Source organism: Fibrobacter sp., from assembly GCF_017545445.1.
Taxonomy (GTDB): Bacteria; Fibrobacterota; Fibrobacteria; order Fibrobacterales; family Fibrobacteraceae; genus Fibrobacter.
This window is the reverse complement of record NZ_JAFWOM010000007.1, coordinates 14793-39551: the sequence shown is the minus strand read 5'-3', so window position 1 is coordinate 39551 and position 24759 is coordinate 14793. Positions and strand designations below refer to the sequence as shown.

Below are 24759 nucleotides of genomic sequence, written 5' to 3'. Positions count from 1 at the left end.
CCAATTGTGCTGGGGTTTTCTTTTTTATAAGGATTTGCTGTTGTTGTTTGAGGAAAGTGTAAAAAAAATCCTCGCATTTCTGCGAGGATTTTTCAGTGGTCGATACAGAACTCGAATCTGTGACCTCTACCATGTCAAGGTAGCGCTCTAACCAACTGAGCTAATCGACCATTAAGGTAGCCCAATATTAGAAAATGATTGTGCTCTTGTCAAGGGTGATTGGCGATAAAAGTTAAAAAAAATTTTTTGCCAACATTTTCTCGTTTATCGGTCGTCTTCGGCAATCCAGTAGTGCATGCGGCCCTTGAAAAGAACCGGCGAGAGGCTGTCGTCGCATTTCCCTTGCCTACAGTCTTCGAAGTGTATGTTGATGGTTGCAGTCCACTTGGTGTCGTCTTTTTGGTCGATATCTACGTAGTTGTTTTCGCCTTTAATCAGTGCTTTGGGCGTGTCTTCAATTTGAATCCATGTTTGGCTTGGAACGATGTTGTTTTTGCTGAGTTTGGGGTTATGCACCATAATTTGCAGCCGGTCCCTGCGTTCGCTGCGGTTTGCGGGAATTTTTATTTGCAGGTAATGGTGTGTATTTCGGATATAAGGAATTTCTACGTCGTCCCGGTCCAGCTCTTGCGTGATTTCTTCGCCGTCATTGATGCTGTACTTCAGAAAACCTCCGCCCTTGACTTCCCAGCTGTCGTTAATGCCGCTACAAGCGGTAAAGCTTGCAACGATGAATGGAACGAAAATTTTAAAAGAACTAAAATGCATGTTATTAAGATAAAATTGATTGTTTAAAAACGTCATTCCGAGCGAATGCGAAGGAATCTAATTAAGGTATAAAATAGAAAAAACGCCGGGAAAACCCCGGCGTCAATCAGTTTTGGACAGCCTATTCACTTCCGACTGTTTACTTTTTACTGCCTACTGCGGCGAAGCCGCCTATGCTCTTCCGTCAACGGTTCCGTCATCGGTCGTCGGTTCCTGCGGCTTCTGCTGTGCGAAACGCGGGTCTTCGAGGACGTACAGCGGAAGTGCAGCAAGTTCTTCGTTGTCGGCAAACAAACGCACGATGTACTTGTCCGGGCGAGCGAACTGCAAGCGTTGCATGTTCAGAATCATGTTTACGGCAGCCGTGTCAAAGCCCTGTGCCACTTCTTGCAGCTGGATTTCGGACTGCATCGGCGGTACGATCGGATGCCCTACGACATCTTCGATGGACAAGTTCAGCTGATGAGAACCCGCTTCGGAACGCTGGTAGCGCAAGCGGAATGCCGCAGAACACTGCGGAATCACAAGCGGAAATTTTGCAAAAATGCGGTCAAAGGCACCAAGAATGTTCATGCGTCCACCGATATCGTTGGCGGTGGCGGCATCACAAATTGCGGCAATTTCAATATTCATTGAGGGATCTCCCTGTGTTTGATAAATGTTTAACTAAATTATAATTATATTCGTAAAAAGACGAGGTTTTTATGGAAGAAATTCCACTTTGGTACTGGTTAATCGTATTTTTTTGCGTTGGAGCCTGTGTTGGGAGCTTCTATAACGTGATTGTCTATCGTATGCCGCGCGGAATTTCGCTGATTAATCCGCCGTCGCATTGCCCTCTTTGCAAAAAGAGAATCCCCATCCGCTATAATTTGCCGATTGTCGGCTGGCTTTGGCTTCGCGGAAAAAGCGCATGCTGCAAACAGCCTATCAGCGTGATTTATCCCATCGGTGAGGCTCTTTGCGGTTTGCTGGGGGCCTTGGCTCTTTATGCTGCAGTTGGCTTCGGGACTGATTTTACGCGGCCTGTGCTTTCTCCCCAGACTTGGGCGAACGCGGCGGCTCTGTTCTGGCTTTTGCTCGGGGCGTACCCCGTGTGTGCTGTCGATTGCCAGTACAAGCTCATTCCTGATTCTATTTCGGTCGGAGGAATTGTCGCAGGGCTTTTGATTTCGCTGATTCCGGGGGGCATCACACCGTTCCAAAGTTTGATTGGCGCTGTTGCTGCGGGCGATGGGCTTTATCTCGTCGGCTGGATTGCAACTAAAGTGCTTAAAAAAGAAGCGATGGGTTTTGGCGATGTCAAGCTTTTGGCGGGGTACGGGGCTTTGATGGGCGTAACCGGTGCCGTCGAAACGTTGATTGTCGCTGCTGTGCTTGGACTTTTGGTGATGGTCCCGTATGGGATGATCAAGAACCGTAAGGCAGCAAAGGACAGTAATGAAGAAGAGGGGGGGCAAATTCCTTTTGGACCGTTCCTTGCTGTGGCAGCCCCCTTCATGTACCTTTGGGGCGATCTCTTGATGGTGTTGTATCTAACTCACGTTCTTGAGCAGTAACAGCTTGCAATAAGCGAGGATGCACCCTCGCAGATACGGCTCTTTTTACTGTCATCCCGGCTTAAGGTCCCTGAGTTCGGTTGGTGAGCCTGTCGAACCATGTCGAAGGGCCGGGATCTGCTTACACGGCTCTAATTGCAGATACGGAACTCCTCGCGTCCCCCTAACCACCAACCACTGTTTACTAACTACTTTCTTTTTTTTCCCGGTCTTTGCGGCATGAACGGGCTTTTGGCTTCAGATTTGATGTTGGATTTTGTCGAAATGACTTCTTGACTGGTGATGACGGAGTCGCCGACGTTAAGACCTCGCAAAATCTGCACATTCACGCCATCGCTCAATCCAATCTTGACCGGACGCGGAGCGGCCTTGCCGTTGATGTTTATCCAAACGAGGTTGCCTTCGAGCTTCGGCTTTTTATGCTTCTTCTTTGCTCCGGTCGATGCTCCGCCGGGGCCTCCCGGTCCCATGCCCGGTGGTGGGGGAGGGAAGTTGTCGCCAGCTTCGGCAGTCTTGGGGCGTTGCGGACGCGGCATATCTTTCGGGTCCATCATAGGAGTGCCTTCGGCAGGCGTGAACTTGAGTGCCTTGACGGGAATCGTAACGGCATCCGTAATCTCTTGCGTCACGATTGTGCAAGTGGCAGTCATGCCGGGCAAAAGCTTTTGATCGGGATTTTCAGCAGTAATGACAACCGTGTATGTCACCACATTGCTTGTCGTTGTCGGGTTCAGGCGAACCTCTTGCACGGTGCCGTGGAACGTGTCATTCTGGAACGCATCGACTGTAAATGAAACTCGCTGCCCAGCCTTGACTTGACCGATATCCGCTTCGTCAACGGATGCCATGACCTTCATTTGTACCAAGTCCTTTGCAATGATGAACAACGTCGGAGTGCTCATGGAGGCCGCAACCGTCTGGCCTACGTCAACGGCACGCTTCAAAACGACTCCGTCAATGGGGCTTTTGATGGTCGCGTAACTCAAATTCAATTTCGCTTGTGCAACTTCGTTTTTACGTTGTTCTACAGATAACTTGGCTGCGTTCAAATTGTATTCCGCTTGTTCCAGTTCGACAGCACTTGCACTCTTGCTTTCGGCGAGCTTCTTGATGCGGTTGTAGGTGCTTTGTTTGTAATTTAAATCGTTTTCGGCACTCTTGTACGAAATCGTTGCCTGCTTCAACGTCGATTGCAACTTGGACTTGTCCAGTTCGGCAATGACTTGCCCCTTCTTGACTTTGGAATTGAAGTCAGCGTTAATTTTTGCGATGTCGCCGGAAACCTGCGTACCGACTTCTACTTGGTCAACCGGTTCCAGCGTACCTGTCGCAGAAATTGTAGTCTTGATGGTGTCCGTGACAACCTTGGTGCTGATGAGTTCGCCAACTTGGTTCGCGGCGGTATCGTTAAAGAAGTACGACTTGACGCCGAAGGCGATTGCTGCCAAAATGGCGATGACGAAGATGAATTTCAAAAATGTTTTCATAAGCATTAGAAAAATAGAAACATTGATTTTTTATTACAGCAATTTTGATGATTTTGGGGCTTGTTCGGTTGCAAATTTTCTAGCTTAACAGTCATGACTCGCGTACGCAAAAAAGACGATAGTGCAGAAGTTCGTAAGGTAACTTGGGTGGGGCTCGGCTGGAACGCAGCTCTCTCTGTTGCCAAGTTTGTCGTGGGGGTTGTGGGGAATTCCCAAGCGCTTGTTGCAGACGCTATTCACAGTGCGTCTGATTTTGTGACTGATGTCGCGGTGATTGTCGGCAGCCACTTTTGGAACTCTCCGCCGGATGCGGAACACCCTTATGGGCATAGGCGTTTCGAAACGCTCATTACGATTGGCATTGGTCTTGCGGTTGCCGCTGTGGGCATTGGTATCGGGTATAAGGCGGTGCTTGCACTTTTGGCAGGCGAGGCTTCCCACCCGGAATCGTCCGTTGCAGTGATGGCTCTTGCATCCATTATCGTGAAAGAGGTTCTTTTTCGCTATACGCGCAGTGCTGGGCGGAAAATCCGCAGTCAGGTGCTCGAAGCGAACGCTTGGCATCACCGCAGCGATGCGTTTAGTTCTATCCCCGTGCTTGTGGCAGTCGTGTTTGCCATTTTGCTCCCGCAGCTGTGGTTTGCGGACTCCGTGGGTGCGTTGGTTGTCGCGTTCTTTATTATGCATTCCGCGTTTGAAATTGCGGCTCCCGGGCTTCATCAGCTAGTCGATCGCGGTGCCAACCCCGATGTTCTCGGGAAGCTGCGCAAACTGGCTCTTTCGCATCCGAAAGTTATTAGTTTGCATGGACTCCGCTCGCGTTACGTCGGTAGCGATTTGCATGTGGATGTTCACATTGTCGTCGATGACCAGATGACTTTGAAGGATGCTCATGATGTTGCCGAAGAAGTCGAGCAGCGACTCATTGATTCCGGCGAAAATGTCGTCGATGCCCTCGTACACATAGATCCGTACAACGCTAAACGAGCCGCCCAAGACGAAATTAAGACGATTGAGAAGTAGGAAGTAGACAGTAGTCGGTAAGAAGTGGCTGTTGGTGACCGTAGGCGGAAACGAGCACTTTTGTAATTGTTTCTTTATAAAAATGATAGTTGATTATTTTTGATTATTTTAATGGATGGATTGTATAGTTGTTTCACATAATCGCAAATCATGGAGTTTATTATGCAAACAAAAATTCTGTCCGTTTTAGTCGCTATCGCCACTAGTGTTTGCATGTTTTCGGCTTGTTCCGAGGATTCTGATGCCGGTAGCACTCCAGTAAATAATTCCGGTAAAACGCCTGCGGAAAATGCGACCTACGCCAAGTTGGATTCCTGCTCGTTTGTGGCTAGCGAGGGATCGTGCAGCATAGATGCTTTGATGAAAACCGACTTTTTTGGTGATACGATTCATTTTGTAATGAACGAAAATGGTTCTGCTGTATTGAAAGAGCGGCTGGAGTCCATCTGTCCAGAGACAGGCGAGGTGTCTAATATTTCGTTGGACAAGCGAGAGGATACGTTAAGGGTGTCCATAGAATACGAAGAATTTCCGCCAGATACTATTGTTAAATATAATGAATCGCTTGGAAAAAACGACACTCTGATTATGGAAAAACCTCGTAGAAAATGTATGTGTTACGCAAATTACGAGATTGACATCCCTGCGGAATTTGTCGGGGCGAAGTATTTGACGTTTAACGGCACTACATTTTTTGATATTGCATACGAACCATGAATGTAGTTGCCATGTAAACGGCATTAAATTTTTTCCTAATACCTAAAACCTATAACCTTCCTTATTTTCACACCAGTAAATATTCCAATGTGGTCTATTTCAGAAAAAAATATAAGAGTTTTTTCGGCGAATCAGTTTATATTACTTTAGTAGAACAAGAGGTAGGATTTATGGTGTTAGATGAATTTTACAAGCTGAATAATGGTCAGCGAATTCCAAAAATCGCATTGGGGACTTGGCAAACGCCAAATGATGTGGCGGAAACTGCGGTAGCGGCTGCTATTGAAGCCGGATATCGTCACATTGATACTGCAATCGCTTACGAGAATGAATCGGGAGTCGGCGCTGGAATCAAGGCTGCTTTAAAGAAAACCGGAATCCACCGCGAAAGCATTTTCATTACGTCGAAAATTCCTGCCGAAGTCAAGAACTACACCGATGCTGTTCGCTGCATCCAGGAATCCATGGACCGCTTGGACGCTTTCCATATCGATATGATGCTCATTCATGCACCGCGTCCATGGGCCGAGATGGGTTCGACTTCCGGAAACCGCTATTTCAAGGAAAACATCGAAGTCTGGAAAGCTCTCGAAGAGGCCTACGAAGCGGGCAAAATCCGTGCCATTGGCGTATCGAACTTTGAGATAGACGACCTCAACAACATCCTTGCCGAGGGGCGGATCATCCCTGCGGTAAACCAGGTTCGCGTACACATCGGCCATGTACCGACGGATGTGATTGACTTTTGCGAACAGAACGGCATTTTAGTGGAAGCTTACTCGCCAAATGCGACTGGCCGTCTGATGCATGTGCCTGAAATCTGTACAATGGCAGCAAAATACGATGTAACAGTACCGCAACTTGCAAGTCGCTTTGTTTTGCAATTGGGTTTGTTACCGCTTCCGAAATCCACGCACGAGAATCGAATCCGTCAAAATGCCCAGCTCGATTTCGAAATCAATTCGAGCGATATGGCGACACTCCTCGAAATCGGCGGACTGTAATTTTCACTTTGTTTCTGCTAAAAACCCTCGCGTATGAACGCGAGGGTCTTTTAATTTAGCGAAGCTGTTTATGATCAGACGAAAAACGCCCAATGATAAACAGCTCGTAACCAATAACTAATAACTATTGACCAACAACTAATTGTTATTGACCAACATTCACACGCTTATAGTTCGCCCCAACTTTGACGATATAAGAACCTGCGGTTGGCACTTTGACTCGCGTTTCTCCGCTATTCAACATTCCGGCGGAAAGAACTTGCCCCTTCATGTCCATAACGGCGTAATGGTCGGCGTTGTTCGGCTCGCTTGTCACAATCGCAAATTCAAGCATTCCCGTTTTCATAACATTGAACAACGGTGCATCGAGTGCGATTCTACGATTTGCGACATCCATCGTCTTGGCGAGGTCTATTTCAATAGCCTTTTTTTCACCACCAATATCAACGATAAGGTAATATGTTCCGACTCTTAAACATGTTGCTAAAATACTATCGTTAATAATAGGACCGATTCTATCAGAAACATTAATGCCACCATTGAATTGAATTGGATTTGCCTCGAAATCCGCTTCGCTGATAATTATTTGGGCAGGGTCTTTTCCTGTTTTGTCTTTAGACAACATGTATTTGATATCTTCTGTAATAGTTGAACAGCACGTCGGTGTTTTGTATTCAACAATCTTTGCGTCTCTAGGAGATGCCATGCAAGGTAAAGATCCTCCGTAACTGATACGATAATTTTTATTCATTGCTAAAGAATCGGTAATTTTAGAATCTACTAGAGACTCAAGAATATCTCCTATATTTGCAAGAACTATATTCGTCTTGATGCTCAAATTGCTCGATGTCGTGCGGCGGTCACAGGTGAAAATGTCGATATCGTAAAGCGAATCTACAATGGCGTTTGGCATAAATTTGTCCAAATCGACATAACCCGGAGCTGTCAAATGAGTGCCACCGATATCTATAGCGAGTTTGTTGTCAATAAATACCCAAATATCATCGTTACCGCTGATGCTGAAATTCAGCCCTTTATTGAAGCGGAATGTAGCATGTGTTTCTGCGCAGAAATGCTGGTTTCTGCCTCCGTTACCCTCTTTTCCGACTTCAGATGTCCAGCGGTGTGTCGCGTTTGCACCTTGTGCAGCTTTTGTTTCGGTGCCGATAGCATAAACTGACCAGCCTTCAGGAGCGGAGCCTTCGTCGTCGCAGCTCCAGCCAAATACGCAAGCTTGCTGGTCGAGATTTAGCTTTTCCTTCACAAAAGATTCTGTACTTTCGCCATCGGCAAATAACCCATTGCAGCTATAACCTTTATCCCAGCCCGGACCATTGCAGATAAGGTCGATTACAGGAACTTGTTCTGTCAAGTCTTTTTTGCGGAGTTCCGGCCCCCAATATACAGGACCTTCAGCAGTCCGTTTTGTACGTGCGGCTGGCAGCGCTTTTTGTAGAGAGTTCGCATAACGAAGATCTCTGTCTGTTGTCGCTTCTACAGGATAGAAACCGCCTCGAACAAGCGTTTTGAGGCCGTAGCTTGTAATATTGTCGGAGTCGAATTCCCATTTTCCGTTGTTTGTTCGAGTAAAGCTCATGTCATAGCAGCTCATTTCATTGACACCTTCGGTGTAATTGAATAGCTGATTAAAGTATTTTTCGTCAATAAAGCATTTTTTACCCGCCGCTGAGAGTTTCGGCTTTTTGGTCGTTTTGTCGAGCGTCGATTCGACAATGCCTGTGGTAACGCCCATGCAATCATTGATGGCTTTAAGGGCGGTTGCTTTATCGACGCCTTGTGCAGCCGTTCCGTTTGCTGCTTGGCAACCTTCGCCACTTTCACTCCAGCAAGAGAACGATGGATGCAAATTGGCATCGGTATCGTAAATGATGAAAGCCGTAATGAATGAACAATTGCCTACAGCACCAGCCGGTTGCGAAGCAGACCAACCATAAGTGTCACTGCCAAGGGCTTCTGCTTGAATTTCGTCAGCCAAGAAATAAACAGCATCGCTATAATCAGGGGCAGTTTCGAAAAGTTCAAATAAGTCGGCCAACACAATCGGTTCCGCCGCTTTGCCTTCGTTTAAAGCTTTTTCGCCGCCCATGCCAATCGCTCTTTTTTTATTAGGATCGTTTTTGCTGTAGATGATTACACTGTCGGGAACCGGCTCATCGATATAACGACGAACGTACCAACCACAGTGATCGGCATCCATTTCCATTTCATGAGATTTGCCATTTTCTTCAATGATGGGTGTGCTTGCAAGCCACATTGCGTTATCAGGTAAAAAAACGAAAAACTCTTTGATGTTCGGTTTTTGCGTCGTTACGTAAACCTGACCTTCTTTTTGGAGATTCGGGTGTTCCTGAATCCAAATTTCGCCATCCGCTCCGACATCCTTGCAAGAAAAGCCCTCTATTCTTGCGTTATTCGGCCTTACATTGACTCCATTTCTTGTAACGCACTTGCCGCTGGTGCAGTCGTTTTTATCAACACCGTTGATGTAGAAATAGATGTCGTCATTTGTTTTGGTTTTGCCCAAATCAATAACAGTCCAGCCGTTATCAGAAAGTTTCGGATTGGGGAATGCAATGGCGGTTTCAGCAACCATCAAGTAAGCATTTGCCCAACCATCAGGGATTTTAAAATGGATTTTCGGCGAACAAACTTCATTCCCCGTTTCGGATTTTTTCAGGTCAGCCCATGCAAATGACGCACTCAATGCGGTGCATGCAGCAATTGACATCATTAAGGTCTTGAAAGAATTCATACACACTCCTCCTATAGCTCTATTTTGTAATATACTAAAATAAATTAACAAAAGACAATTTTATTTAAACTTTTTTTACAAATTTCATAAAGAAAATCCCAGCTCTTTGGAGCTGGGATTGCGCTAAATTTTAAATTCTATCATCTACTTCACATTTACTCGCTTATGATCTGTTCCGACTTTGACAATGTACGAGCCTTTGGTCGGTACCTTGACGCGAGTCGAGCTGCTGTTTAAAGTTCCGTCAGAAACGACTTGGCCTTTCATGTCCATAATCGTGAATTCCTGTATTGCATCCTTGATGAACTTATTGGTGGTAATGGAAATTTCCAGCGGGGCGACAACTTTAACGCCGAATGCAGGATTGTTAATGAACTTGTCTGATTGCGGAATCGAAGCCGGCGGCTCTGCGAACTGCATATTTCCATACGTGGCTTGAATAAGAGCAGGACTAGGACCAGCCACTTGGAGCGATGCTACACCATTGTTTCCTTTTTCATAGACCTTTGAAGATTGGACTGCAACCAATGCACGACCATTTATCACATAGCTTTGTTCAACAATATCCAAACCGGCAGAAGTCTTGGAACCTTTAAATAGCGGGAAGTTGCATTCGGTGCATGGAGTGTCGTCTCCTCGGATTGCAACTAAGAAGAGTGCGTAAATGCCACCTTTAATACGAGGTTTATCAGAATCTTTGTCTCCGGACAAGACGTTATATGTAGATCTGGAATCTACGAACGCTAATCTCGGCACAAAGAACGTAATCTCGGCCTTGCGAGAACTACCACTCACATTGATAGAAATGCGTTCTTCATTAGCTTCCATATCGTCAAACGGGATTGTCACGTAGATGGTGTCAACGCCAGATTCGCCAATTGTGGTTCCTGCATCAGGTTTAAAGGAAACAAGCTTATTGTCCTTCATCTTGTAGAATAGAGCCTTCTTGTTGCTGACTTGCAAAGTATACGGAGTATTTGCTGCAGATGGTGTAGATTGTATTTCGAGTGGCTCAGTGCAATTTGTTGTTACGCATGGGTCAATAATGCTTGCGATGTAGAGCGGAATCATCTGTGCGATGTCTGGGGAGCCATCTTCCTTCGGAATTGAGGCCATCGCTTGAGATTTGAACGAGAGCTTGGGACCGCGATTCCCATTTTCATCCACAATGAAAGCTTCGCGATTTGCTATACTAATAGTGCCTTTAATGTTAATTTCAATAGCCTTTGAATCTCCACCAATCTTGACGATAAGGTAATACTTACCTGCTGATATGTAGTTTCTTAACTGTTCATCATTGATAATTGGAGAGGTCGGATTAGAAACATCAATTCCGCAAATGCCGCCATTACAGAATTGTTTAGGATTCGTAGTAAAATCAGCTTCACTGACAAGAGCCTTGGCTGGATCTTGACCGGTTTTGTCTCTACTTAGGATGTATGAAATTTTTTCGGTAATCTCTTCTCCGCAACGAATTTCGGTTGTACATGGACCATTACCGGATTTTTTATAGCAGAACTTGTAATGATTGTTTCCAGTCTTCATATAGTCTTCAACATTTTGCTTACCTTCAGCCGTAATGCCGGAAGTTTGTTCGATAAACATGTTCGTTTTGATGCGGAGGCTGTTTGACATAGACCGACGATTGCATGAGAAAATGTCGATATCAATGGACTTGCCGACATCAGGAGTTAATCCGTTTTTCTTAAAGAATTGATCTACATCTACATAGCCCGGTGCCGGAAGATGAGTTCCGCCAAGATCTACTGCAAGTTTATTGTCAATAAATACCCACAAATCATCACTGCCGCGGAAATTGAACTTCAGTCCCTTCTTGTAGCGGAAATTGGAATGAGATGCCGAGCAGAAATGCAGGTTGCGGCCTTTGTTTCCTTTCGTATCATTAACATTGGAAATCCAACGTTGCGTTTCCTCACCCGAAGTTTCGGATTGCATGGCATAGAACGGCCACTCCTCTGGAGCACTGCTCTTTACATCACAACTCCAGCCAAACACACAGGCTTGCGCATTAAGTTTTAGATTTGCTTTCACATAAGTTTCTGTTTCTTCTCCATCGGCAAAGAGTCCTTCGCAATCAAAGCCCTTGGACCAACCGGGTCCATTACAGAAAAGATCAATTGTAGGAACATTCTCGGTCTTATCGAATTTACGAAGTTCGGGTCCCCAGAATACCGGGCCTTCTGCATTATGTTTGGTTCGTGCGAGAGGAGCTGGGGTTTGGTTTTGGTCAGCCGCTTTGATAATAGCGTCTGTCGTTGCTTCTGCAGGATAGAAACCGCCTTGAACAGGAGTTTTGACGCCGGGGCTGACAAAGTAATCGGAATCGAATTCCCACTTACCGTCTTTTGAACGGTAAAATGGCATGTCGAAGCAGCTGGTTTCGTTCACGCCTTCGGTGTAGCTGAACAGCTGGTTAAAGTATTTTTCGTCTATAAAGCATTTTTTGCCCGCAGTCGTAAGCTTCGGCTTTTTAGTTTTTGCGTCAAGCGTTGATTCGACAATTCCCGTGGTGACGCCCATGCATTCTTTAATGGCGTTAAGGGCGGTTTCTTTATCGACCCCTTGCGCGGCAGTTCCGCTTGCGGCTTGACAACCTTCACCACTTTCACTCCAGCATGAGAATGACGGATGCAACTGTGCATCGGTATCGTAAATTTCAGTAGCAAGAGAGTACGAGCAATTTCCAACGGCGCCACTCGGTCTCGTTGCAAACCAACCATAATTATCGCTTGGTAGCATATCTGCTTGCTCATGGTCTGCCACAAAATACACTGCATCAGCATAGCTCGGATCCTGCTGGAAAAGCTCAAACAAGCCATTCAACGAGATTGGTTCGGCGGCAAGATCTTCATTCAAAGCCCTTTCGCCTCCCATGCCAATGGCGGCATTCATTTCAACATCATCGTCCCTATAGATAACTACACTTGTCGGGAGCTTTTCGTCGATATAACGCCTGAAAAACCAACCGCAATGAGCAGGATCGATTTCCAAAGCCCGACTTTTGCCATCTTCGTTAATCATGGGGGTAGAACTCGACCAAGTCTTGTTGCTTGGCAAGAATACGTAGAAATCCTTGACATTTGGCTCAGATTTCGTCACATAAACGAGACCCTCTTTTTGCGAATCCGGATGTTCCTGAATCCATATTTCACCACCCGCTCCGACATCTTTGCAAGTAAAGCCTTCGATTCGAGCGTTATTCGACCTTACATTTACGCCGTTCCTTGTAACGCACATACCGTCATTACAATTGTTCTTGTCAACAGCGTTTATGTAGAAATAGGAATCGTCGTTGGTCTTTGTGCTCCCGAGATCAATCATTGTCCAGCCGTTGTCAGCCAGCTTGGCTTTAGGGAACGCTACAGCAGTCTCGCCGAGCACCAAATAGGCATTTGACCAACCTTTAGGGAGTTTAAAGTGGATTTTGGGCGAACAAACGTCATTTCCCGTTTGTGAGTTCTTCAAGTTTGCCCATGACGTTGAAGTGCATATAGCAATAGAAACGGCAATTGCTGCCTTAATAGAATTCATGTTTCCTCCTTGTTATAACATTAATTCTGATAGAAAACTATATAAATTAAAACAAATTTACAATAGAAAAATTAAATTTTTTTTTGCTTTTATATGCAACATATTGTATCATATAGAAAAATCCCGCCGAAGCGGGATTTTTGCAATAATCGCCTTGCACGTCATTCCGGCCTCCGAGCCGGAAACTTGGCTACAACAGATGGCGGATCAGGTCCGCCATGACGTCGTTCTTCAATTTATTTAATCGCAGAAATAAAAACCACAAACTACTTCACATTTACTTGTCTATAGCCAAGTCCAACGCGAACAACGTATGAACCCGGCGTCGAAACCTTGACACGCGTTTCTGTATTGCTCAATTCCCCGACAGAAAGAACTTGCCCCTTCATGTCCATGACTGCATATTGTTTCGCAAGACTTGGCAAATCATCATCCAAGACAATGTCGAATTCAAACGGCGATATCATCTTGACTCGGAAAGAAGGCTTTGCATAATCTATACTGCTGGAACTAGACGATGCAATTTTACCACTGGAACTCGATTTGGAATTCTTGCTGCTGGAGCTGGATTTAGAACTTTGAGATGCGGAGCTGCCTTTTGTAATTAGAACCCAAGGAGATGGAAGATGGGTTTTCGCGTTATAGCCAAGAGCAATATTCCATTGTTTGGTAATGTCATTTGATGGACGAGCGGTATCTGCATATGCCGACGCATAGTCAGACTGGTCGCTGACAAGTCCTGTGCCATTGACGTTTCTGAAGTTGATGTAATCCCCTACCTGCGGGAATGTTGATTTTTGGCTGTATATGAAAGTATGCACCGAATCAAACTTGTTGCCATAAGCAACACTAGGAGCAAGTGAAATCGATTCTTCAAAATGAGGGTTCTTGCCAGCATTGATGTAGAAGGAGAACACTTTATCGCCCTGTTTTGCGCCAACAGTCGTCTTTTCAACCTTTTCAGAGAATGTAACCTGCAATTGAGCAATATTGCTAGTTGACTTATCGGTAAAAGCGTTTGCAGAGAGAATAATTGGAGCGATACGGTCATAAATACTGCACATATAAAAGTTCATAATAGGTACTCCGCGAGCCGTATAGAGTGCCCAAGATGTAAGTTTTCCCATTCCGGAAGTTTTCACTTTTTTCGAAAGTTTCTTGCCGCTAAGAGAAATTCGACCCAAGCAAAGCGAATCAGGCAAACCGGCTTTATCACCGCAAACAGCTCCCTTCTTGATTTCAGATTTTTCGAAGACTACGGAATCTTTATCGCTATCCCAGAAGACTGCAATTTTTTCAGGGAGCGAATCTTTAATGAAATTTCGGGTGTAATAAACGACTAGCGAGTCGCCGATGCCATCGAGATATTCCTGATCCTTGCTGAAATACGGAGTCGGGATATTTAAATCGCTTGCGCTCTTTACACCGTGGACATCGAAGATGTCTGCGAACAGCGGAGTCGGGACCGGCGGTTCAAGGAATTGGAGATTTGTGTAGGTTGCCTGCATAAGATTTGCATTCGGCCCCACAATATGAAGCGTTGCTGTGCCGCTACCATCAGCGTTCTTTTCATAGGCCTTTTGAGATTGAATGATGAGCGTTGCACGACCATTCACAACCTGGCTTCCAGCGACGATGTTTACGCCCGAAGATGTTTTGGCCCCCTTAGAAATCGAGAAATTGCAGAGTTCTTCACACGGAGAATCATCACCTTTAACAGCGACAAGGTAGAAGGGATAAGAGGAGCCCTTCATACGCATCTCCGTATCGTAATCTTGCGAAACAACCTTGTATGTGGAATCAGAATCCACAAATACAAGTCTCGGCACAAAGAACGAGATTTCGGCCTTATACGAACTGCCCTTCACATTGACAGAAACCTTTTCTACAGCAGTTTCCATGTCGTCAAGTGGGATTGTTGCATAAATAGTATCGATGCCAGAGGTGTTAACTGTGGAGTTGACTTTGGGATCAAACGACGTAAGCTTGCCGTTCTTCATCTTATAGAACACCACCTTGCTGCTCGAAACCTGCAAGCTATACGAAACATTTGCGGCAGACCGCATTTCAAGAGGGTTGGAGCAATTTGTTGATGAGCACGGATCAGAAATGTTGGCTACATAAAGCGGAACCATTTGGGCGATGTTTGGAGAACCATCGCTATTCGTGGTTGAAGCCATCGCTTGAGATTTGAACGGATAGGGGAGACCTCGATTTCCTGCAGCATCAACAACGACCGCTTCGCGGTTGGCAATACCAACATTGCCCTTGATATTAAATTCAATAGCCCTCGTATCGCCACCAATTTTAACGACAAGATAATATTTGCCTGGTGATAGGTAACTTTCTAACTGTTTTTCATTGATAATTGGAGCGTATGGCTTAGTAACGTCAATTCCGCAAGCTCTACCGTTACAAAATTGTTTAGGATTTGCAGTAAACGCATCTTCACTTACGATAGTCTTGGTTGGATCTTGAGCGGTTTTGTCATTACTTAGGATGTATGAAATTTTGTCCGTAATTTCAGCACCACATACAGGATTTCCAACATAACCACCCATAGCTGCAGCACACGAACCATTACCAGACTTCTTGTAACAAATCTTGAAGTGCTTGTCATCAGTAATATAGTCTTCTAGAATTTGCAGTTCTTCGATTATAATCCCGGCGATCGTCTGTTCAAGGAACATGTTCGTTTTGATACGGATGTCACTCACCGTGGTACGGCGGTCACAGAAATAGATATCGATGTCGAAAGACTTGCCTCTCGATGAATCAATAGCAGTTTTATCACCCTTGAACAAGAATTTGTCCACATCCACATAGCCCGGAGCGGCAAGGTGAGTACCGCCAAGATCCACAGCGAGCTTGTTGTCGATAAAGACCCAAATGTCGTCGTCGCCACGGAAGCTGAACTTCAGGTTCGGCTTGTAACGGAAATTAGCGTGGGATTCAAAGCAGAAGTGCTGGTTACGGCCACCATTTCCGGTACTGCCTTCCTTGGACTGCCAACGTCCAGTCTCTGTCCCCTTCGTCTCACTACCATACGCATAGAACGGCCAATCTGTAGGGGCATTGGACTTGTTATCACAGCTCCAACCAAGGACGCAAGCATCGCCTTGTGCAGTTCCAAGCTTCAAATCGCTATTGATACGTGCAGTCGTACCATCGCCATCGGCAAAGAGGCCTTCGCAATCATAACCTTTAGACCAACCCGGGCCATTGCAGTAAACGTCAATCTTCGGAACCTGTTCCGTCGGGTCATTAGCACGGAGAAGCGGGCCATAGTAGATCGGACCTTCAGCAGGGCGCTTTGTTCGAGCCAAAGGTGCCAGAGTCTGAGAAGGTTCAGCCATAAGAATATCAGCATCTGTTGTTGCTTCTACCGGGAAGAACCCTCCTTGAACTGGTGTTTTAAGACCGGGGCTTACAAAGTAATCAGAATCGAATTCCCACTTGCCGTCTTTAGCACGGGTGAACGTCACATCAAAGCAGGACGCTTCGTTCACGCCCTTAGTTATGTTGAACATCTGGTCAAACGTACCTTGATCCAAGAAACACTTTTTACCAGCAGAGGTAAGTTTCATTTTCTTCTTGCCATTTTCAACAGAAAGCGTCGATTCCACAAGCCCTTGATGGACGCCGATACAACTATAAATAGCTGATTGAGAAGCTGCACTCTTTTGGCAACCATCACTGCCCTCCTTAGCGCCATCTGCATAGCAAGAGAACAACGGATGCAACTGAGCATCGGTATCGTAAATAACAGCAGCAAGATTATACTGGCAGTTTCCAACGACACCACTCGGTCGTGTTGCAAACCAGCCATAAGTGTCACCACCAAGCGCATCCGCTTGCTCTTCGTCAGCCAAAAAATACACTGCATCAGCATAATTCGGATCCGCTTCAAAAAGTGCGAAGAAATCGGCCAACGCAATTGGTTCAGCGGCTTGATCTTCATTCAAGGCTTTTTCACCACCCATACCGATAGCGCCATTTTTTTCTGGGTCATCTTCTCTATAAAGAATCACGCTCGATGGCAGAGATTTGTCAATTTTTCCATCGAGAATATAGCGCCTATAATACCATCCGCAATGTTCATTATCGACGTACATTTCATGGTCAACGCCGTCTTCTTGGAGTATTGGCGTAGAACTTATCCACGTCGTGTTATCCGGCAAGAATACATAGAAGTCCTTGACATCCGGTTTTGATGTGGTATAATAGATTTGGCCTTCTTTCTTGGGATCCGGGTGCTCCTGAATCCAGATTTCGCCATTGGACCCAATATCACTACATCTCCAACCTTGGGTTTGGGAGCTACCGACTTGTGCGCTATTTAAATTAACACCATTTCTTGTAACGCAAAAGCCATCATTGCAATCATTTTTGTTAACACCATTGATGTAGAACACATCACTGTTGTTAGTTTTGGTGACTCCGAGATCAAGCATGGTCCAACCATTATCCGCTAACTTAGGTGCTGGGAAGGGAACGCCAGAACCACCAATCATCAAATAAGCATTAGTCCAGCCATCCGGGAGTTTAAAATGGATTTTTGGTGAACAATAGCTATTGCTCATTGTTGATGTTTGCAAATTCGCCCATGCATTTGTGACGCTTAATGCAATTGCCGTTGCGAATAAAATCTTCAAACTTTTCATTTTGTATTCCTCCTTACAAGAACCAATAGGTTATATTCAACTGTCCTTGCCATGTTTTGGGAGAATCCTTGCTATCGCTGATTCGTGTCAAGCCTATCACAAATCGCAAGTCAATATCGAGAATCGATTTTTCCAAGTTGCGAGAAATACCAATTCCCGTCGCAATGTCAAATTCAAAAGCATTCAACTCGCCGTCACTTTCGTAAGTTTCGCTGCCGTATATATCCGTTATAACTGATTTATTCTTTGAATAAACGTTGAAAGAGAACATCGGGCCAACTTCAAAATAAAGTGCGCTTGGAATAGAAACACGAGCGAGTAAAGGAATATCAATGTTCAGCTGTTTGATGGTGTATTCTATTTGCAAATCCGATTTTTCAGCAGCACGATTGCCATCTTCCCAAGACATGATAAAGGACGTATTCGCATTTCCTGTTCCTTGTCTGTAAGCAATGCCTATGTCGTTGCGTACGCTAAAATAAGAATTCTGCACAAACAAGCTTCCAAAGCCAACTTTAAAACCGATTCCCCAGAAATTATCGAGAAGCTTGTCGGCATCTTGGACGGATAAACTATAGCTTGGGTTTTGCGGAATGCTGTTCAAGCCGAACTTTGTGCTGTGAAAATCATTATAGAAAACACCTGCCACAAGACCTCCCCAAAACTTTTTGGGGCCGGTTTCGTCTGCTTCTTTTTTGAAATCTTGTTCAACGTCTGTAACATTTACTTTTTGCGTTGTTTCATCTTTTGGCGTTTCATCTACTTTTTGCGTTGTCTTTGGGGCTTCGACCACTGTTTTTTCTTCAATGCTATAAGTTTTCTTGGTGACTTGATGCCATTTAAAATCAACCGGAATTTCTTTACGCTCATGGTCGTATTCAATTTCAATTCTCGCACACAAAGGTACTTCACTTGCAAAAGGAGTCGTCCCGACTTGGACTCCATCGACGAAAACAGGAACGGCTTGAGGAACGTTATTTTTCGTCACCTCCAGTTCTAGCCCGCTAAGTCCCCGGATTAAAGAATCTGACATCGTTTTAATTTCTTGCTTTTGGATAATGGTATTGAATTCAACAGGATCGAAACAAGCATGTTCTATGCGAACGGCATGTGGCCCTGGAATCAATTCGTTTTGACCCAAAAAAGCGTTTTTTCCATCAATGAAAATTGCCATGGGGTATTTTCTAAATTCATCGGGAAATTGTGGAATTATGTACAAAGAGCCCAAATTGGAAGATAGTGTTAAATTTATGGTTTGATCGTTTTCAACAACGTTTATCAGCGTGTCCAAATCCTCGAATTGATCCTTTGAAACAACGAGCCTGTGTTCGCCGGCTTCAATTTGGATTTTGCAGGGCGTGCTTGTGCATTGAGGAATCGCTTTGCCGTCAATGGAAGGAATCGCTCCTTCAGGAATGGTAGCGATGTTTAAGATGATTTTTTTAGCGGATTGAAATGAAAATGAGTTATTTGTGTTGACATAGTCAAATCCGCCCCAAGAATTTTCGCGTACTTTTTTGAAGAAGGTCGGGGATTGTTCCTTGATTATCTTTTCAACATCATCAACCGTTTCCCCTTTACCCACAAAACTGGCGACAAGCTTGCTGCTTGCGGTTTCGTAAAGTTCAGCACTAATTGCCAAGGATTTTCCAAATTGTGAAATTCGAGCTTGAGCCACGTAATCCGCGGCAATATTTTTTCCCGTTTCTGCAAGGCAACTTCCTTCACAGTCTTCAATCTTTTTTCCGGGCGGCAACATGATGTTGATGTTTTCACGAGTCATGATGGTCCAGTTTTGTTCTGCCGGAAGAATGTTTACCGCTTGCCCTCTCAGAATATCCGTCAAGTAGAGACGCTCTTGCGTTGTCAGTAAATCTTTTGGGGCGAGCGTTTCTAAAACAGCCATGTATTTGGCCGATAGGAAACAGGGGCAGAGTAGTAGGAATGCTAATGCGGTTGCATAAAATTTATTCACTGTAACCATCCTATTTGTGCTATGATTATGATAAATATAGTAAACAAAAAAATAACCTCGGCACAAGGCCGAGGTGACAATTACTACAGACAAATAACTAATAACCAATGATCAATGACTATTTCACATTCACTTGCCTATAGTTGTAGCCGACACTGACGATATACGAGCCGGAAGTCGGGACTTTCACGCGAGTATCTGCACTGCTCAATTCTCCAGTGAAAAGCACTTGCCCTTTCATGTCCATGACGGCATATTGCTTGGCGAGACTTGGTGTGTCATCGTCAAAGACGATATCGAATTCGAACGGGGCAACCATTTCGACGTGGAAAGAAGGCTTTGCGTAATACTTAGTAGAGCTAGACGACTTGGACTTTGCATTTTTATTGCTGGAACTTGATTTGGAGTTCTTGCTAGCACTTGATTTCGAATCTTTGGTTGTGCTGGAACTGGATTTTGATTTAGAGCCGCTCACGCTAGAACTCGACTTGGCATTTTTGGAGTCGGAACTCTTTGTGCTGGTGCTTGATGTCGCTTTTGCTGAGCTAGAGCTACTCGTGGGCAAATCGGTAATTTCTTCGTCTTGATACATGTAAATGTTTGTGCTGATTCTCATGTTGCTCATTGTGGTGCGACGGTCGCAGAAGAATACGTCGATATCGTAAATCGAATCCACTTTAGCGTCTTTCATGAAAAAGTCCAAATCGACATAACCCGGAGTAGAGAGATGTGTTCCTCCGAGATCGACTGCGAGTTTATTGTTGATGAATACCCAAATGTCGTCATCGCCGCGAATGCTGAATTTCAGCCCTCTCTTGAATGCAAACTTTGCATGGGATTCAAAACAGAAGTGTTGGTTGCGGCCTCCATTGCCTTTGCTGTTTTCTTCGGAGGACGTCCAGCGGTGAGAATATGATGAATTTCCGGTTGATGCGGTTTCTGAACCTTGTACGAACATGGGCCAACCTTCAGGTGCGTAACCATCAATATCGCAGCTCCACCCGAAGACGCAAGCTTCGCTCATTCCTGTTCCAAGTTTCAATGTTTCACTTATACGCTCAGTTGTTTCTTCACCTTCGGCAAAGGACCCTTCGCAATCATAGCCTTTGGACCAACCAGGACCTTTACAGAAAAGGTCGATGATAGGAACTTGTTCCGATGGATCTAATTCGCGAAGTAAAGGTCCCCAGAATACAGGGCCTTCAGCATTTCGCTTTGTGCGTGCTGCAGGAACTGGTTTTTGTTTCGGATCAACCGCAAGAACCATGGCGTCTGTTTTTCCTTCGGCAGGGTAGAAACCACCCTGAACGGGAATGTCAAGGCCTGGACTGGTGTAATAATCGGAATCAAATTCCCATTTGCCGTTGGCTGAGCGGTAGAAGGGCATGTAAAAATATGTTTTTTCGTTGACGCCTTCGGTGTAGCTGAACAATTGATTGAAGTATTTATTGTTGATAAAGCATTTTTTTCCAAATACAGTAAGGACGGGCTTTTTCGACATTGGTAATGTCGATTCGACAATGCCTTGTGTGACGCCAATGCATGCGTTAATTGCCGTTATTGCTGTTGCACTATCGACCCCTTGCGCGGCTGTTCCGCTTGTGGCTTGGCATCCTTCGCTTTGGGATCTATAACCGCCTGAATAGCAAGAGAACGACGGATGCAACTGTGCGTCGGTATCGTAGATCGTAGCGGCTAACTCAAGGCCGCAATAGCCTTCGACTTCTGGGTATGTTGCAAACCAACCTTTGGTATTTTCTGGAAGTTCACTTGCAATATTTTCATCTACAACAAAGTAGAGAGCGTCTTTGTAATCGGGTTCAGCCTCAAAAATTGAAAACATTGCGCTTAAAGCAATCGGAGTCGCGTTGCTTGAATTTTCACCTTCCATGCCAACAGCATGTTTGTACGGATTTTCGTCATCAGCCATGTGAATTAGCACAGAACTTGGCAATTCTTCATCGACGTAACGCCTGAAATACCAGCCGCAGCGATCTGTATCCACATACAATTCATGATCTATGCCATTTTCGTTAATCAATGGCGTGGAACTCATCCACATTTTATTTTGCGGCAAAAGTACATAGAAGTCTTGTACAACCGGCTTTTCCTGTTTTACATAAACTTGACCGGCTTTCCTCGGATCGGGATGTTCCATAATCCAAATATTGCCGCCATCCGTTTGGACGTCCTTGCAGGTAAATCCATCAACACGAGGATTTTGAGAGTTTGTGTTTGCTCCTTTTTTTGTAAAGCATGTGCCGTCATAACAAGCGTTCGTGTTGCGGCTGTTGATGAAAAAAGAGTTATCATCGATGGCTTTTGTTGTTCCCAAATCAATGGTGCTCCATCCGTCAGCATCCGCTTTGGGGAATGGTACGCCACTGCCCGCTAGCATTAGGTATGCTGTGGTCCAATTATCTGGGAGTTTAAAGTGGATTTTAGGCGAACAAACGTCATAGCTTGTTTCTGATTTTCTCAAGTCTGCCCATGCATTTGTGACGCTTAATGCAATTGCCGTTGCGAATAAAATTTTCAAACTTTTCATTTTGTATTCCTCCTTACAAGAACCAATAGGTTATATTCAACTGTCCTTGCCATGTTTTGGGAGAATCCTTGCTGTCGCTGATTCGAGTCATGCCGATTATAAGTCGCAAGTCGATATCGAGAATGGATTTGCCGATGTGACGCATAACGCCAAGGCCTGTCGCGATGTCGAATTCGAATGCTTTCAACCCGCCTTTTTCTTCGTAGGTCTTGGTGCCATGGTAATCCTTGATTGTTACTTTGTTCTTTGCATAGACGTTGAACGAGAACATGGGACCTGCTTCAAAGTAAAGCGCGTTCGGAATGGAAACGCGTGCGAGCAAAGGAATGTCGATGTTCAACTGCGTTGTGGAGTATTCCAATTTCAAATCGTTCTTTTCGTCGTCGTAATCTTCGTCATCCCAAGACACAATCACTGATGAGTTGGCTTTTCCGGTTCCTTGCCTGAGGGCGATGTTCAAGTCGCCGCGCAGATTGAAAAAGTCGTTGAACATCAACATGAAGCCGAAGCCGGCTCTAAAACCGATTCCCCAGTAATTGTCTAAAAGCTTGTCTGCCCCTTCGACGGTAACGCTGTAATCGTCGCCTTGCGGAATGCGGTCGAGGCCAAACTTGGTGTCGAGGAAGTCGTTGTAGGTAACGCCTGCCGTGATGCCGCCCCAAACGCGTTTGGGCTTGTTTTGTTCGTTCTTGGTTTCTGCAACTTTTTCTTCTTTGACTTCTGGCTTGGCTTTGGAAGAGTCTTTAATTTCAGGTGTTGCCTTGGAGGCTTCTTTGATTGTATCCGGCGCGGCGACGGGTTTCGATTGGAGCGAATCAGCTGCGGCCACTTGTTCTTGCACTGTCGTGCCAGTTGTTGCTGAGGCTGTTCCTGGTGCTGCGGAATCGCTTACCGCTTCTGAGACAGTTGATCCTTGAAGACTGTCGGTTTGTTCTTGCGGCATTAAAACTGGGGTTGGAACGATTGCACTGGCTTCGCTAGTTGCGGAAGTTTCAGTGTTGTTCGCCGTCTGGTCCAGAATTTTTTGGAAGAACGCTGGAGATTGTTCCTTGATGATCCTTTCAATGTCTTCGACGTTGGCTCCTTTGCCTGTGAAACTTGCGACAAGCCTATTGCTTGCAGATTCGTAAAGTTCTGTGCTGATGACCAAGGAACTTCCGAATTTGGAAATCTGGGCTTGAACTTTGAAGTCTGCACTGTAAGAACCGGTGGTGTTTTCACGGCTCATTACGTTCCAATCTTGGCTAGCGGGGAGTGCTCGGACGGCTTCTTCGCGAAGAACGTCTGTCAGGTACTGGAGTTCTGGCGATGAAAGCAAGTCGTTAGAAGCTTGTGTTTCCGATACTGCAACGCTTTTGGCGCAAAGCAGGCTTGGAAGTAGCAATAGAAATGCTAACGAGTAGGAGAAAATTTTTTTCAATGTAACCAACCTGTTATAGTTTTTATTATGGTAAATAAAAATTTATTATTAACGGTAATTATAACAAATAAAATGCATTGCCTTATGGAAAGGTCCAAAGGTTTCTCTATAAAAAAGCCGCCTCGGCATGGAGTGCCGAGGTGACAAGCGGAACGTTCTGTTCCAAAACGATTATGATTAGTGTGAATTAGGGGACTGCTTTGCAGTCCCTAATCCTTCGGCTCACCAATACGAAAGCAAGCTTTCGTGCTGGATTCGCCTTTTGGATTAGTCGTTAATCATTCTTTCGTAGAATTTGCGGTATTTGTCCTTGTCTTCGGTCTTGCGGACGGCAATCGCATCTTGCGGGTGGCGGTTGAGCATGCCCGTAATCATCTGCGGGATGATGTAGCCCCATTCGTACTTTTCCTTGAGCGGGAGGAAGAGTTCCTGGATGGCGTCGAGCACTGGGCGCAAATCGTATTTCGGATTCTTGAGGAAGCTGAGCAAGAGTTCGGTCGTGCAGTTGCCAGCACCGCGGCCCATGCCGGAGACGGAACCGTCGAGGTAATCGACACGGTCGATGATAGCCTGGATTGTGTTGCTGAAGGCGAGCTGCTGGTTGTTGTGTCCGTGGAAACCGAACTTCTTGTTCTTCACGATGCTTCTGTAACGCGTGATTTCCTTGTCGATGTCTTCTTGGTAGAAGGCGCCAAAGCTATCGACGAGGTAAAGGATGTCGGCATGGCATTCTTCGTTCACTTGGTGGAGAGCTTCGTCGAGTTCCGGACCGCGGTCGCGGCTTACGGCCATGATGTTGAGCGTCGTTTCGTAGCCCATGTCGTGGAATGCGTTCACCATGCTGATGCCCTTGTCGATGTTCTTCACGTAGCTTGCCACGCGGAACATTTGGTACGGGCTTTCAGAGGCCGGTTTCACGGCGTCCATGTTCACGCGGCCCACGTCGGCCATCACGGCCATCTTCATCTTGGATTCGATGCCGTCTTTCACTTTCCAGAGCAAATCGTCGTCGCAGAATTTCCACGGGCCGTATTCCTTGGGGTCGAAAAGGTCAGGAGAGTTCTTGTAACCCATTTCCATGTAGTCGATGCCGGCTGCGGAAAGGAGTGTATAGAGACGACGGACGAATTCCAAGGAGAAATCGTGCTTGTTGACGAGGCCGCCGTCGCGGATGGTGCAGTCAAGGACTTTGATGCTTTCGTAGTACATAGTTAGACGAGAGACGAGAGACGAGAGACGAGAGAAGTTTTTTCTGACGGCTGATGCAAT

Annotated in this window: 14 protein-coding genes and 1 tRNA gene; 4 read left to right on the top strand and 11 right to left on the bottom strand. The window is 45.5% G+C overall.

Going from position 1 to position 24759, the window contains the following annotated elements; all coding sequences use genetic code 11:
* Positions 1 to 96: 96 nt before the first annotated feature.
* The 3 genes from IKG78_RS00615 to IKG78_RS00605 all read right to left on the bottom strand — a co-directional run bounded on the left by IKG78_RS00615 (position 97) and on the right by IKG78_RS00605 (position 1401).
* A tRNA-Val gene (locus tag IKG78_RS00615) sits at positions 97 to 170 on the bottom strand.
* 94 nt (positions 171 to 264) lie between these two features.
* Positions 265 to 768 carry a hypothetical protein gene (locus IKG78_RS00610; protein ID WP_290938074.1) on the bottom strand — a complete coding sequence of 168 codons (504 nt, stop codon included), beginning with the start codon at positions 766 to 768 and terminating at the stop codon, positions 265 to 267.
* A 171-nt stretch (positions 769 to 939) separates the two neighbouring features.
* Positions 940 to 1401, bottom strand: a complete 462-nt coding sequence (locus IKG78_RS00605) for a hypothetical protein (RefSeq protein ID WP_290938071.1) — start codon at positions 1399 to 1401, stop codon at positions 940 to 942.
* Positions 1402 to 1472: 71 nt separating this feature from the next.
* Between IKG78_RS00605 and IKG78_RS00600 the strand changes: the two genes are divergently transcribed.
* A complete protein-coding gene (locus tag IKG78_RS00600) occupies positions 1473 to 2327 on the top strand; it encodes an A24 family peptidase (protein WP_290938069.1) in 855 nt (284 codons plus the stop codon).
* Positions 2328 to 2515: 188 nt separating this feature from the next.
* On the opposite strand, the gene IKG78_RS00595 is transcribed toward IKG78_RS00600, so the two are convergent.
* On the bottom strand, positions 2516 to 3814 hold the full coding sequence (locus IKG78_RS00595; protein WP_290938067.1) for an efflux RND transporter periplasmic adaptor subunit: 1299 nt from the start codon (positions 3812 to 3814) through the stop codon (positions 2516 to 2518).
* 93 nt (positions 3815 to 3907) lie between these two features.
* On the opposite strand from IKG78_RS00595, the gene IKG78_RS00590 reads away from it, so the two are divergent.
* The 3 genes from IKG78_RS00590 (at position 3908) to IKG78_RS00580 (ending at position 6558) form a co-directional block, all read left to right on the top strand.
* On the top strand, positions 3908 to 4837 hold the full coding sequence (locus IKG78_RS00590) for a cation diffusion facilitator family transporter (RefSeq protein ID WP_290938065.1): 930 nt from the start codon (positions 3908 to 3910) through the stop codon (positions 4835 to 4837).
* Positions 4838 to 4999: 162 nt separating this feature from the next.
* A complete protein-coding gene (locus tag IKG78_RS00585) occupies positions 5000 to 5554 on the top strand; it encodes a hypothetical protein (RefSeq protein ID WP_290938063.1) in 555 nt (184 codons plus the stop codon).
* 170 nt (positions 5555 to 5724) lie between these two features.
* Positions 5725 to 6558 carry an aldo/keto reductase gene (locus IKG78_RS00580; RefSeq protein WP_290938061.1) on the top strand — a complete coding sequence of 278 codons (834 nt, stop codon included), beginning with the start codon at positions 5725 to 5727 and terminating at the stop codon, positions 6556 to 6558.
* 145 nt (positions 6559 to 6703) lie between these two features.
* On the opposite strand, the gene IKG78_RS00575 is transcribed toward IKG78_RS00580, so the two are convergent.
* The 7 genes from IKG78_RS00575 to IKG78_RS00545 all read right to left on the bottom strand — a co-directional run bounded on the left by IKG78_RS00575 (position 6704) and on the right by IKG78_RS00545 (position 24699).
* Entirely contained in the window at positions 6704 to 9331 is a 2628-nt protein-coding gene (locus IKG78_RS00575; protein ID WP_290938059.1) for a fibro-slime domain-containing protein, read from the bottom strand.
* Between the two features lie 144 nt (positions 9332 to 9475).
* Complete coding sequence (locus tag IKG78_RS00570) at positions 9476 to 12883, bottom strand: fibro-slime domain-containing protein (protein WP_290938057.1); 3408 nt, start codon at positions 12881 to 12883, stop codon at positions 9476 to 9478.
* 266 nt (positions 12884 to 13149) lie between these two features.
* Entirely contained in the window at positions 13150 to 17547 is a 4398-nt protein-coding gene (locus IKG78_RS00565; protein WP_290938055.1) for a fibro-slime domain-containing protein, read from the bottom strand.
* A 13-nt stretch (positions 17548 to 17560) separates the two neighbouring features.
* On the bottom strand, positions 17561 to 19453 hold the full coding sequence (locus IKG78_RS00560) for an outer membrane beta-barrel protein (RefSeq protein ID WP_290938053.1): 1893 nt from the start codon (positions 19451 to 19453) through the stop codon (positions 17561 to 17563).
* 187 nt (positions 19454 to 19640) lie between these two features.
* On the bottom strand, positions 19641 to 22070 hold the full coding sequence (locus tag IKG78_RS00555) for a fibro-slime domain-containing protein (RefSeq protein WP_290938051.1): 2430 nt from the start codon (positions 22068 to 22070) through the stop codon (positions 19641 to 19643).
* 13 nt (positions 22071 to 22083) lie between these two features.
* The gene (locus IKG78_RS00550; protein WP_290938049.1) at positions 22084 to 23454 is read right to left on the bottom strand and encodes a porin family protein; all 1371 of its coding nucleotides are present in this window, start codon (positions 23452 to 23454) and stop codon (positions 22084 to 22086) included.
* Positions 23455 to 23757: 303 nt separating this feature from the next.
* On the bottom strand, positions 23758 to 24699 hold the full coding sequence (locus tag IKG78_RS00545) for an aldolase catalytic domain-containing protein (protein WP_290938047.1): 942 nt from the start codon (positions 24697 to 24699) through the stop codon (positions 23758 to 23760).
* Positions 24700 to 24759: the final 60 nt, after the last annotated feature.